Here is a 12,710-nt window from a genome sequence, read left to right as displayed (position 1 = left end):
CCCCCTAGCTTATCCCCCCCCCCCCGGGGGTCCCCCCCCCCCTTGCCCGCCCCCGCCAGGGGGGGGGGAAACACGCAAGGAGTGCGGGAACGGGGGCTGCCGGGGTGCGGGGAAACCCGGTTAGTTGCGAGCGGTGGAGTGTGTGAGATCGGTTAGGACGCGGAGGAATTCGTCGACGGTGGGGCGGGCTACGGGGGTGTCGGGGAAGCGGGTGCGCAGGGTCAGGCCCTCGTCGGTGCGGGCGAACCACAGTTGGACGTCGTCGACGGGTGCCGAGCGGCTGATCTGCGTCGCTCGTCGCGCCAGCGGGCGGCCGGTGTCGCTGCGTGAGCCGCCCGGCAGGTGCCGGTAGTCGGTGTAGGACACACTGAACAGCCCGTGGCGGCCGGGCCGCAGCGCGGTCTCCATCGATTCGAATACGGTCACGGCCGGGACCTGCGCGAGGCGCTGACCGGTGCGGATCGCCGCGTCCGCGCCGGGCACCGTCGCCGCGAGGTCGGATTCGGCCCGGATCCGGGCGGGTGCGTTGGCCACCAGCCAGCCGAAGGTGTTGTGGTTGCGCGGTTCCCGGCGGGTGTGCACCGGGAACACCAGGTCGGTGTGCTCGGGTCCGCCGAGCTTGACGGTGGTGTGCGCGATCGCCGCGATCAGCACCGCGAAGACCGAATGCCCGTCGGCGCGCGCCTTGCGGTGCAGCGCGGCCATGGCACTCGGCGTGAGTATCGACCGGACATCGCCGCCCGGCGCCGCCAGGGTTCCGGCGGGCACACCGAGATCGAGCGGGAAGTGCGGCAGATCGTCCCCGGCGGCACGCAGGAATTCGTGCCAGTCGCGCAGGAGGGGCCCGGTGGTCGCCGTCGGGGCGGCCGCCTCCCTGGTGCAGTAGCACAGGAAACTGCCCGGCTCCGGCAGGCGTTCGGCGGCGGCGGTCGCGGCGGCGTGCCCGTCGTCGCCCGCGACGCGATACAGCTCGGTCAGCTCGCTGACCGCGACCGTGATCGACCACGCATCGCAGATGGCATGGTCGAATCCGCAAATGACCGTGGAGGTCTCGGCCCTGCTGACGGCGCCGAGGAAATACGGCGGGAAGGTGAACGGCGCGCACGCCGCATCGAGCCGCGCACCGAGCAGCCCGCGGAGCTCACCCGCGGACGCCACCGGCACCGGCGGCCGCGGGGTGAGCCGAATATCGCTGTCGGACACCAGGTGCAGTCCGGGACCGCCGGTCGCCGGGGCCGAGAAGCAGCAGTGCAGCGCGTCGTGGCGGGGCAGCCAGGCGGCGAACGCGGCCCGCAGCGCCGATTCGTCGATGGGTCCGGGGACATCGAAGGCGGCGGCGAGCCAGGTGGTCGGCCCGCCGGTGGACAGATGCAGTATCTGATTCGCGGTCGGTGGCGTCGGATCGGGTGCCGGTCCGGGCTCGGCCGACACCGCCCATTCGAGCAGGGTGCCCGGCGCCACGGTGAGCTGGTCGAGGAATGCGAGGTCCATTAGGTCACCTCGGAACCCGGTGCCGCGGTGGCGAATTCACCGGTGGTCGCCACCTCGCGCAGTACTGTGCGCAGCCGCTCGAGATAACCGGTCACCGAGTCGTGGGCCCGCGCGGTGTCCGGGAACATCACCGCGACGTGCACCCGGTCGGCCTCCCGGTTGAACCACAGCGGCGAGGGCTGCGCGATCCGCGACGAGGAGCCGAGCCCGCGGATGCCGTGCAGGCCGGGCAGCGACTGCTCCAGCATCTCGCCGGAGATCGGCCGCATGTCCATATACGACACCCAGGGCCAGTCGCGGACCGGCGGCAGCTCCCGCCCGGCCAGCTCCGCGGCCCGGGGGAGCGCGGCCAGCAGCGGGATCCCGGTCAGGGGTTTGATGTCGTTCAGCGCGACACGGGCGCGGGCGGCGAGGTCGGTGAAGCGCGCGGACCGGCCGACCTCGAAGGCGACGGGCAGCAGATTGATGAACCACCCCTGCGTGAACCGGAACCGTGGGTCGTTGCGGGTGCCGACCACATTGAGCCCGAGATACCGTGTGCGCCCGGCCAATTCGAGTTCTGTCAGCGCGACCGCGGCGTAGAGGCCGGACGCGAACGATCCTCCGGCGCCCGCGCACGCGGCGGTGAACGCGTCACACTGGTCGCCGGTGAGCAGGTCGAATCGCAGGCCCGTGCTGTCGCCGAACTCCCCGGGCTCGAGCCCGAGATCCCACGGTGTGGGCCGGAGGTGATCGGCGTTGTCGGCGAGCAGGCGGGCCAGCCGTTCCAGCTCCGGTGGCTGTCCGGACACCAATTCCCGTTCCTGCCGGGCATATTCGGCGTACCCGGCGACGGGAGGCAGGGCGGGAGCGGCGTCGCCGACGTGGGCGGAGTAGAGCTGATGCAGCTCGAAGATGGCGGCGACCAGCGAGGTGCCGTCGGAGAACGCGTGATCGATGCTGAAGTACACGGTGAAACCGTCGGCTCCGTGGTCGATGGCGCCGAGGGCGAAGGCGGGCCACGCCGTCGGATCGGGCGCCTGGAATCGGGCGGCCAGGCGGTCGCGCAGCGCTTCACCGGAGGCGTAGGCACCGCGGAAGACGGTCTCGAGCTCCACGGTGTCCGCGTCGAGGAGATGCCGGGTCATCGTGGTGTCGTCCACGTCGAACCGGCAGCGCAGGCTGTCGTGGCGGCGCAGGAACTCGGTGAACGCCTGACGCAGTGCGGTGCGGTCCAGCGGCGTGGCGATGCTGAAGCACAGCGACAGCTCGGTGCGAACGCTGCGGGCGAGATCGTCGGGATCGGCGGCGCGGCGCTTGTCGTGCCAGTATCGAATATGGAATTCCTGGATGTAGGAGGGCGGGACGGGCGCGGGCGGCGCCGCGGCGGCGGCCAGCGAAGCCGTTGCGGTGGGCACGAATTCGAGCAGTTCGCCGGGCTTGGGCAGCCAGTCGGTGAGGTGGATCATCTCCATGTCGGCGCTCCTTGTTCGATGCTGCGGGGTGTGGCGGCGAGGGGCTGGGGCGCGATGCGCAGGCGGGCGTCGCCGTGGCGGGCGTATTCGCCGAGCAGCCCGCGCACGCGCAGCACGTGCCGGTGGACGTCGCGGGTGGCGCGGGCGGTGCCGGGATAGCGCATATTGAGCGTGACGCCGACCGGCGTGCGCAGGAACCAGAAGAAGAACTCGTCGGCCGATCGCGTGCGGCTGCGCAGCCACCGGGTGTCGGTGCCGAGCCAGTCCTCGGCGCCGAATATGGCGCGAATGTCCATGTAGGACACCATGAGTGAGATGCGTGGCCGGGTGCCGAGCAGCTCGCACACCCGGGCGAACGGCACGGTGGCCGCGTCGCGCACCCGGCGCAGCTCGTCGCCCGACGGTGCGATGAGATCGGCGAGACCCCGTGCGTCGCAGTCGATCCGGTACGGTGCCAGGCCGACGAACCAGCCCAGGCTGCCCGCCCAGCGCGGTTCGTCGCGGGTGTGCATAGGCACCACCGTGCGGAATTCGGAGGTGGCGGTGGGCTCGGTGCAGGCGGCGGCGAAGGCCGCCACCAGCGCCGCGACCAGCCCCTGACCCTGCTCCCGGGCGGCGGCCGCGGCACGGTCGGCCGCCGCGGCGTCGAGCACCTCGATCGCCAAGGTGCGTTGCGGCGCAGTCGGATTCACGGTGTCGTCGGGGCCGACCGGGGCCACCGGCCGGGCGGCGGCCTCGGCGAGCACCCCGGCCCGCGGTTCCTCTTCGACAGTGCCGGAGAGGAATTCGCGCCAGAGGTCCACGGCCGGATGATCGGCCCGCGCGGTCTCGGCGCGCTGCCGTTCCTTGCGGCAGAAGTCCAGGTAGCTGGCCGTCGCGGGGAGATCCGCCCGGCTCCCGTGCCGGGCGGCGGCGTAGAGGGCGCGCAGCTCGCCGCCGATGGAGGTGGTCGAATACCCGTCCATGACCGCGTGATCCGCGGCGACGATCGCGGTGAACGAGTCGCGGCCGTCGACGGTGACGCACAGATGCGCGGGCCAGTCCAGCGGTGAGGTGCGCTCGTCGAGCAGCTGCTGCACGATCCGGTACGCCGACATGGCGGAGCCGGGCGGCGCGACCTCGACGGGCCGCACCCGGACCGCGCCGGGGCCCAGGGTGTAGCGGGCGGTGCGCCCGCCCTCCACGGCGACATGGCTGCGCAGCACCTCGTGCCGGTCGATCCACGCCTCCAGGGCGGTTCGCCACGCCGCGCCGTCGAGCGGTCCGTCGACGCGCAGCACGTGACCGAGCCAGCTGTGCTGCCGGGTACGGACGCGGCTGTGCTCCAGGGCGCTGCGCAGATGATATTCGTGGTTGTAGGAGACCGCGCGCGAGTCGCGCGGCCAGTCGGCCCAGTGCGTCCGGGCGGTGGGCAGCCATTCGGTCACCCGGCCGGACGGCATCGGGTAATCGGCCAGTTCGATGAACTCCATTACGATCCCTCATCCGATGTGTTCAGAAAATGTCGAACCGACGGTGGTTTCCCGGTTCGGAACGGGAAATATCGGCGCACGTGTCGGGGCGTGCGTGAATTGTCTGAATCTACCGGTGACCTCGTCGTTCGCCGGAATGCGGATGACTCTAGGACATGTGACCAGTGGATGTGGCGGTGAGTTCGATCACCGTTATCGGCAATGCCCTGAAAATAAAGCAGCTACCGCCCGGTTAATTTCGGACGGTAGCGCTTCTGCCTGAAGTTATGACGTGTCAAGTGGTTGAGTTATGTAAACGCGCAGCCCGCGAGCCCCGGCCACGACAACCGGAATTCACTTCGGCTTCGCACGATTTTTACGGGCGCCGATCAGCGCCCGAACGACAGCGCGGGCGCCAGCGGCACCACCAGCTCCGACGGCCGTGCCGCATCCCGGTGGATCTGCTGTGACGAGCCGAGCAGGCGCGGCAGATCGGTGGGGATCGGAATGGTCGACGGGAAGGTGCCGCTGGTGATCCGCAGCCGCAGCGCGTGCCCGGGTTCCAGGCGGTAGAACGTCGGCCGCAGCTTGATCTCCAGCGGAACCGTCGCACCGGGAGTGAGCAGCCGCTGGTTGTCCTGGCGCACGATGTGCTCGGGCGCGTAGACCGTGCCGTCGGCCGTCCGCCAGGTCTGCGCCTCGTCCAGGGTGCGCTGGCTGGCGAGCTGGGAGCCGCCGGTGATGTTGACCGAGCTGCCGTCGGGGGCGACGTCGTCGAGCCACACCTGCAGGGCGGCATCGGTACTGGTCGAGGAGGCGTGCACGGTGACGCTGCCGGGTCCGGCCAGCACCGTCGGCTCGGTGACCGGGTCCATGGTGTACTTCAGGCCCGCGGTCGGCGGCTGCACCCGCTCGGTGCACGGGTTGTACGCGGTGAACAGCCGGAACAGGAAATCCAGCAGGCCGCCGGTGTATTGCGCGAGGCTCTGGCGGTTGCAGAGGTTGTCGATTCCGGTGTACTCCAGGCGATCCGACGCGTCGGCCGCGGTGGGCGGCTGCTCGGCCAGGCGATCGCCGTCGAGGTACCGACGCTGAATTGTGCTCTGCTCGAACGGATATCGCGCCGTATCGACGGCCATGTTGTTCGGATCGATGACGTGCAGCGGGGTGTCGGTGGTGTCGACGCCGTTGGGAATGTCCTTGAGCCAGCGGTCGAACCAGGCCAGCACGATCTTGTCGGTATCCAGTCGCGAACCCGGGCCGAAGCCCAGGCCGACGTGATACCAGGGGCCCATCAACAGCTGAAAACGCCCGTCCGGCCGCTGATCCGGCGCCATCGGCGCGAACTGGTCGCGCCCGGCCGCGAGGTTCTGCAGCTGGGAGTAGTTGCGCCACGGGCCTTCCTGATAGAGGTCCCACAGCCCGCCCACCTGGTACATGGCGATGCCGTTGTCGACCAGCCTGCCCAGATCGGTCTCGAAGCGGCGCTCGGACCAGTAGCGGTCCTCGTAGGCGGTGGGCCCGCCGGTGTAGGCGTCGAGCAGCATCCGCACGGTGCTGTCGGATCCGGCGATGGCCCGCAGGTGATCGACCAGCGACCGCAGGAACAGCTGCGGCGTGATCGGCGCGGCGAGGAACGGGCCGATGAGGCTCATATACGGCACCATCAGCGCGATGACCGTCAGCAGCAGCGGGCTCATCATGCCGTCGTGGCCGAGCACCTCGTTGAAGATGTTGTTGGGCATGGCCATCGGCACGATCGCCTTCAACGGCGAACCGGGACCGACGGTTTCGGCCGTGCGCAGGGCGTTGAGCGCCGGGAACGAGTAGCCGTACATGCCCACCTTGCCGCTGGAACCCGGCAGCTTCGCCGCCCAGTCGACCAGCTGCGCGCCGTCCGCGCCGTCCTGCGCGGAGGCCGGATTCCAGGCGCCGGTGGAGGCGCCGGTGCCGCGGACGTCGGCGACCACCTCGATGTAGCCGTGCCGCACCAGCATGTCCTGCGCGCTGGTGGCCTGATTGATGATGCGGCGGGCGTCCTTCAGGTGGTCGGGCAGCGGGATGCGCAGCTCGTCGACGACGCTGGTGACGGCGGCGGTGAGCGCGCTCGACACGGCACCGTAGGTGGTGAAGTTCAGCACGACCGGAAATTCGCCCGCCGCGCGCTGCCCGGTCGCCGGGTCGGTGGGGTAGCGCACCTCGGCCTGGATCTGGGTGCCGTCGGCGAGCGGAACCACCTGTCCCAGTTGGTATCCCACGCCGTAGCGGGCCGGTGTCGGCTGGTAGTCGGCGGGCAGGCCGAAGTTCGCGGGGGCGTCGGGCACCGGGCCCGCGGCGGGGACGGTGCCCGCCGTCGGCGCGCACTGCACGGTGAGCGCCACCGCGGTGACTCCCGCGGCGGCGAGGGTGACGATGCGGCCGCGCCGGTGCGGCCGGGTCGAACTTCTCAACGAATCCACCTCTACTGAAATCCCTCGGGCCCGTGCGCGACTGCGCCGGTGACCTCTTCGTCCGGTTCAGCACACCGCACAGAGACATATGCCTGGTACCGGCAATAACCAAGACCGGGGCCGGACGGGTTGTGCACTGGAACAAGATCGGCGATTGCCGAATTACGGTGCGAAGCAAGCGGATTCGAGCTTGCGTGCGATGCGGGCCGCGGACAGCGTCATGGCGTCGGTAGGCCGGTGCGGGTCCAGGCCCGTCAGTTCGTGGACGCGAGCGAGCCGGTAGGTCACGGTATTGCGGTGGATGTTCAGCTGCCGGGCGGTGGCGAGCTGGTTGAAACCGCTGTCGACGAAGACCTCCAGCGTCTCGGCCAGCAGCGGTTGCGGGTCCAGCGGCGCCAGGACGGTGGCCAGGCCCGGCCGAGCCGCGCCGCTGGCCGCCACCGTGTACTCGAACTGCAGGTCGCGCCGATGGCACACCAGCTCCGAGCGGTTCAGGCAGCGGCCCAGTTCGGCGAGGGTGCGGGCCTCGGCGAATACGGACGGGATGTCGGCGCGCGTCCGGGCGGACCCGACACCCACCCAGAACGGCGGCGCCTGCTCACCCGTCCGGGCGGGCAGCCGTCCGGTCAGGCTCGCGATCGTCGCGGTGCCGTCGTCGCCGGGCTGCAGCGGCACCAGCGCGGTCCAGCCGCCGCTGTCCAGGCGCAGGAACACGCCCGGAATCGATTCGATGCAGTGCCGCAGCTCGCTGGTGTCGCCGCCGGTCCGGCCGCCCGCGCCCGGTCCGAGGCGGAAGACCGCGATCAGAAACGCCTCCGGCACGGCGATGGCGGGTTCGTCGGCCCACTCCACCGGGTCACGTCCGGTGAGCAGGGCGTCGGCGATGCCGCGGCGGCGCTCCAGCAGCTCCCAGCGCGGATCGTGGGCGCGGCGCACGCAGGCCGTGGCGATGCGTTCCACGACCAGCGTGACGTACTGCAGCAGCGGCAGCGCGGCATCGGCGAGCAGTTCGCGCTCGCGCTCGCTGGCCGCCGCGCGCAATCGGTCGAAGATGAATTCGGCGCCCTGGCGGTAGCGGCCCAGCACCTCCTCGAGGGGTTCGCCGTCGCGCACCCGGTCCAGCGCGAGCTCGACCAGTTCGCGAGTGTCCTCGGGACCGGGCATGTTGCCGTGGCGCAGCAGATCGAAGAACAGTTCGATATTCAGCTTCGCGCCGCGCTCCCAGCCGGGCATCACCAGCGATCGCGGGATGCTCCGATACGGCGGTATCGAATCGGAATAGTCCCGCATGAGCGCGCCGGCGCGCAGATACAGGGCCTCGAGGGCACGGTCCCGGGTCGGCGTCTCCACAGCTTCCTCCGTCCCGCCTCAGCCGGCGTACAGGGATTCGATGGTATCGGCATAGGCCGCGGCGATCGGCTTGCGCCGCAGCTTGCCCGTGGCGGTGAGGCAGTCGCTGCCCGGCTGCCAGACCTCGGGGAGCAGGGCGAACCGCTTGACCTGCTCGACCCGCGACAGCTTCGCGTTGGCGGCCGCGACGCCCTGCTCGACGGCCGCGCGCACCCGCGGATCGCGGGCCAGGGCCGCGAAGCTGTGGTCGGGCAGCCCGTGCCGCTCGGCGAACGCGGCCGCGAGCTCGGGGTCCAGGCAGATCAGCGCGGTGTTGTACGGGCGGTTGTCGCCGATCACGGCCACGATGCCCGCGAGCGGGGTGCTCTCGGTGACGGTGTTCTCGATATTGGTCGGCGACATGTTCTTGCCCGCCGCGTTGATGATCAGTTCCTTCTTGCGGTCGACGATTCTCAGGTAGCCCTCGGCGTCGATCTCGCCGATGTCGCCGGTGTGCAGCCAGCCGTCGGAATCGACGGTCTCCGCGGTCTTCTCGGGTTCGCCGCGGTAGCCGCGCATGACCATCGCGCCCCGGATGAGCACCTCGCCGTCGGCGGCGATCGAGACCTCGGCGCCGGGCAGGGGCGTGCCGACCGTGCCGATCTTGACGCGTTCGGGGCGCGTCACGGTGGCGCCGGCGGTGCATTCGGTCATGCCGTACCCCTCGCACAACGGCAGGCCCAGCCCCAGGAAGAACTCGTGGGTGTCGCGGGGGATCGGCGCGGCGCCCGTCACCGCGATCCGGACCCGGTCCATGCCGAGCTTGGCTCGGATGGTGGACAGCACCAGGCGGTCGGCCAGCCGGTACCGCGCGGTGTCGAGCGGGCCCGGGGTGCGGCCGTCGGAGATCGCGCGGGCCCGCGCACGGCCGGTGCCGATCGCCCAGGCGGCCAGCGCCCGGCGCACCGGGTTCTCGGCGGCCAGCCGATCCTCCAGTGCCGCTTTGACTTTCACCCAGACGCGCGGCACGCCGAGGAATACCGTGGGATGCACCTCGGTGAGCGCCTCGGCGACCTGTTTGAGATCGGGGACCGTGGTGATCCGGCCGCCCTCGAGCAGGTTGAGGTAGTGGGCGAACCAGCGGTTGGCCGCATGGGCGTCGGGCAGGTAGGACACCACCCGGTCGTCGATGCTGCCGCCCCCGAATTCGTCGACGATGCGAGCGTTTTCGATGAAATTGGTGTGGGTGAGCTCGACGCCCTTCGGGCGGCCGGTGGTGCCGGAGGTGTACACGATGGTCAGCAGGTCCTCGGGATCGACTGCGCGCCAAGCGGAATCGAAGTCGAAGTCCGGTGCCTCGGTGGTTTCCAGCCGGTCCAGCGAGAGGGTGCCGGACGGTTCGCCGTCCACGCAGACGACGTGCTCGACCCGGTGGCCCTGTTCGGCGGCCTGCGCCACCGCCGCGAGGACCTGCGGGGCGAACTGCCGCTCGCAGATCACCACGGCGTTGCCCGCATTGCCGAACTGGTAGGCCAGCAGGTCCGGCGGGTTGGTGTTGTAGACCGAGAACGGCGTTGCGCCCGTGTGCAATACGGCGGTGTCGCAGAGGTGGAACTCGGGGCGGTTGGTGAGCATCAGCGCCACCGTGTCGCCGCGCCCGACGCCCAGGCCCGCGAGGCCCGTGGCGAGGGCGCGAACCCGGGAACCGTACTCGCGCCAGGTGATTCGCCTGTCGTCGCCCCGGGTGCGCAGCGCGACGGCGTCGGGATGACGGGCGACATTGTTCTGGAACGCCTCGCACAGGGTGCGGGGCCTGGCCGGTGAGCTCACAACCTACCTCTGGCTGACGGATGGTCCCCGGTCACTTCGGTGGCCGGGTGTGGTGTCCAGCACACCGCACGGCGGTGATCCCCGGTACCGGCAATAGCGCAGAGTGGAACCCGCCGGTTTGTGCACTGTGCACTGACGGCGGAGGGTGTCTGGGTTGCGTGAGCAGTGACGACATCACCCACCCGGGGCTCCGATCTGGCGTTACGACATAACTGGTCAGAGATGTTATCGGATTGCCCCGCCGTTCGCCCGGGTGCGGCGGGTCGGCCGGGTACTCGGCCCGGCCGGTCGCGGGTGATCTTGAATGATCTTGGTACACAACGCGATTCGCACTCCGGGGGCGATCGGGAAGTCGTATGGTGGACCGACGACGAGGCGACAGTTCACGAGGAGTGCCCGGTGATCACCCCCACCACCGACGGAGTATCGGATTTCATCCACGCCGAGAACGTCGAGTATGTCGATGTGCGATTCTGCGACGTTCCCGGCGTGGCGCAGCATTTCTCGATCCCCGCCAAGATGTTCGGCGCCGACCTGGTCGACAACGGCATCGCCTTCGACGGATCGTCGGTGCGTGGTTTCCAGCAGATTCACGAATCGGACATGTTGCTGCTGCCGGATCTGCGGACCTGCCGGGTGGACCCGTTCCGGGCGGCCAAGACGCTGAACGTGAACTGTTTCGTGCACGACCCGCACACCCGCGCGGCCTACAGCCGCGATCCGCGCAATGTCGCCCGCAAGGCCGAGGAGTATCTGCGCAGTACGGGTCTGGCCGATACGGCCTATTTCGGACCGGAGGCGGAGTTCTACATCTTCGACGCGGTCCGCTACAAGACGACGATGAACGGCGCCTTCTACGAGGTGGATTCGAAGTCCGCGGACTGGAACACGGGTGAGAAATACAATCCCGACGGCACGATCAACCGGGGCTACAAGATCCGCGCGAAGGGCGGCTATTTCCCGGTCGCCCCCTACGACCACGACGTCGACCTGCGCGATGTGATGTGCACGAACCTGCAGCGTGCGGGGCTGGAGCTGGAGAAGGGCCACCACGAGGTCGGCACCGCCGGGCAGGCCGAGATCAACTACAAGTTCAATACGCTGCTGGCCGCCGCCGACGATCTGCAGCTGTACAAGTACATCGTGAAGAACACCGCCTGGGAGCACGACAAGACGGTGACCTTCATGCCGAAACCGCTGTTCGGCGACAACGGTTCGGGCATGCACGTGCATCAGTCGCTGTGGAAGGACGGTTCGCCGCTGTTCTACGACGAGGCGGGCTATGCCGGATTGTCCGATCTGGCCCGGCACTATATCGGCGGGCTGCTGCATCACGCGCCGTCGCTGCTGGCATTCACCAATCCGACCGTGAATTCCTACAAGCGCCTGGTGCCGGGTTTCGAGGCGCCGGTGAATCTCGTGTACAGCCAGCGCAATCGCTCCGCGGCCGTGCGCATACCGGTCACGGGCACCAGTGCCGCCGCCAAGCGGCTGGAATTCCGCTGCCCCGATTCCTCCGGCAACCCGTATCTGTCGTTCGCCGCGATGATGATGGCGGGCCTGGACGGCATCATGAACAAGATCGAGCCCGCCATCCCGATCGATAAGGACCTCTACGAACTGACCCCGGAGGAGTCGGCGGAGGTCACCCAGACCCCCGCCAGCCTGGCCGCGGTGATCGACCGCCTCGAGGCCGACCACGACTACCTCACCCAGGGCGGCGTCTTCACCGACGACCTCATCGACACCTGGATCCGCCTCAAGCGCGACGCCGAAATAGCTGAAATAAACGTCCGCCCCCACCCCTACGAATTCGATCTGTACTTCGACGTGTGATCCCGGGTCGTGCGTGTTCATGGCCGATATCGCCTGACCGGTGGGCCGGTCGGTATCGTTCGCCCATGGCATCTGAGCAGACGGAGATCTGGCACAACCCGCGGTGCACGAAGAGCCGGGCGGCGAAGGCGGCGCTGGACGAGGCGGGGATCGCCTATGCCGAACGCCGGTACCTCGAGGATCCGCCGAACGCCGAGGAGATCCGCGCCGTGCTGGCCAAGCTGGGCCTGGAGCCGTGGGACATCACCCGCACCGGCGAGGACGAGGCCAAGGAACTCGGCATCGCGGGATGGTCGCGCACACCCGCCGACCGCGAGCACTGGATCGAGACACTGGCCCACCACCCCAAGCTGATCCAGCGCCCGATCATCACCACCGCCGACGGGCGCGCGGCGGTCGCCCGCGACGCCCGAGCCCTGAACTCGGTCCTGTAGCCCCGGCCCCCGAGTATGAATGGGATTACCTGAGGCGTAATCGACTTCGGTACCGCGGGTGAAGATGCTTGGGGCATGAGCGAATTCGAAACCATTGCACAGCGGTACATCGACTCCTGGAACGAGCAGGATCAGGCGAAGCGGCAGGCCCTGCTCGAGGAGATCTACACGGCCGACGCCACCTACACCGATCCACTGGCCGCCGTGGCGGGCCGCGAGGCGATCGATCAGGTGGTGGCCGGGGCGCAGCAGCAATTCGCGGGACTGCGTTTCGGCCTCGGTGGTCCCGTCGACGGTCACCACGACATCGCGCGGTTCACCTGGCATCTCGGCGCACCGGGCGCCGAACCGCTGGTGGTCGGCTTCGACGTGATCGTGGTCCGGCAGGGCCGGATCCGGCACGTCCACGGCTTCCTCGACAAGGTCCCCGGCTGA

The 12,710-nt window shown here is 69.5% G+C and carries 9 protein-coding genes; 3 read left to right on the top strand and 6 right to left on the bottom strand.

Annotated features, from left to right (window positions below):
- Positions 1–120: 120 nt before the first annotated feature.
- The 6 genes from QH290_RS02100 to QH290_RS02075 form a co-directional block, all read right to left on the bottom strand.
- On the bottom strand, positions 121–1,491 hold the full coding sequence (locus tag QH290_RS02100; RefSeq protein ID WP_280381815.1) for a condensation domain-containing protein: 1,371 nt from the start codon (positions 1,489–1,491) through the stop codon (positions 121–123).
- Positions 1,491–2,945, bottom strand: a complete 1,455-nt coding sequence (locus tag QH290_RS02095; protein WP_280381814.1) for a condensation domain-containing protein — start codon at positions 2,943–2,945, stop codon at positions 1,491–1,493. Before QH290_RS02095 ends, QH290_RS02100 begins: the two co-directional genes overlap by 1 nt.
- Positions 2,936–4,417 (bottom strand): condensation domain-containing protein, encoded by a 1,482-nt coding sequence (locus QH290_RS02090; protein ID WP_280381813.1) that lies wholly within the window; start codon positions 4,415–4,417, stop codon positions 2,936–2,938. The genes QH290_RS02095 and QH290_RS02090 overlap by 10 nt, the downstream gene beginning before the upstream one ends.
- 368 nt (positions 4,418–4,785) lie before the next feature.
- The gene (locus QH290_RS02085) at positions 4,786–6,846 is read right to left on the bottom strand and encodes a CocE/NonD family hydrolase (protein WP_280381812.1); all 2,061 of its coding nucleotides are present in this window, start codon (positions 6,844–6,846) and stop codon (positions 4,786–4,788) included.
- 162 nt (positions 6,847–7,008) lie between these two features.
- On the bottom strand, positions 7,009–8,196 hold the full coding sequence (locus QH290_RS02080; protein WP_280265942.1) for a PucR family transcriptional regulator: 1,188 nt from the start codon (positions 8,194–8,196) through the stop codon (positions 7,009–7,011).
- Between the two features lie 18 nt (positions 8,197–8,214).
- A complete protein-coding gene (locus QH290_RS02075; RefSeq protein WP_280265941.1) occupies positions 8,215–10,005 on the bottom strand; it encodes an AMP-dependent synthetase/ligase in 1,791 nt (596 codons plus the stop codon).
- Between the two features lie 399 nt (positions 10,006–10,404).
- Between QH290_RS02075 and glnA the strand changes: the two genes are divergently transcribed.
- From glnA to QH290_RS02060, 3 genes are all read left to right on the top strand, one after another.
- Positions 10,405–11,841, top strand: coding sequence for a type I glutamate--ammonia ligase (glnA, locus tag QH290_RS02070; RefSeq protein ID WP_280265940.1), 1,437 nt, complete (start codon positions 10,405–10,407; stop codon positions 11,839–11,841).
- 65 nt (positions 11,842–11,906) lie between these two features.
- Positions 11,907–12,275, top strand: a complete 369-nt coding sequence (locus QH290_RS02065; protein ID WP_280381811.1) for an ArsC/Spx/MgsR family protein — start codon at positions 11,907–11,909, stop codon at positions 12,273–12,275.
- A gap of 75 nt (positions 12,276–12,350) precedes the next feature.
- Entirely contained in the window at positions 12,351–12,710 is a 360-nt protein-coding gene (locus tag QH290_RS02060) for a nuclear transport factor 2 family protein (RefSeq protein WP_280265938.1), read from the top strand.

The organism is Nocardia wallacei (assembly GCF_029869545.1).
Taxonomy (GTDB): Bacteria; Actinomycetota; Actinomycetes; order Mycobacteriales; family Mycobacteriaceae; genus Nocardia; species Nocardia wallacei_A.
Note: the sequence above shows the minus strand (reverse complement) of the source record. Positions and strands in the feature narration are given on the sequence as shown.

Bases quoted from the DNA above. Each gene is read 5' to 3' on its own strand.
- QH290_RS02095 (WP_280381814.1), bottom strand. From the start codon at position 2,945: ATGGAGATGATCCACCTCACCGACTGGCTGCCCAAGCCCGGCGAACTG.
- QH290_RS02065 (WP_280381811.1), top strand. From the start codon at position 11,907: ATGGCATCTGAGCAGACGGAGATCTGGCACAACCCGCGGTGCACGAAG.
- QH290_RS02060 (WP_280265938.1), top strand. From the start codon at position 12,351: ATGAGCGAATTCGAAACCATTGCACAGCGGTACATCGACTCCTGGAAC.
- QH290_RS02100 (WP_280381815.1), bottom strand. From the start codon at position 1,491: ATGGACCTCGCATTCCTCGACCAGCTCACCGTGGCGCCGGGCACCCTG.
- QH290_RS02090 (WP_280381813.1), bottom strand. From the start codon at position 4,417: ATGGAGTTCATCGAACTGGCCGATTACCCGATGCCGTCCGGCCGGGTG.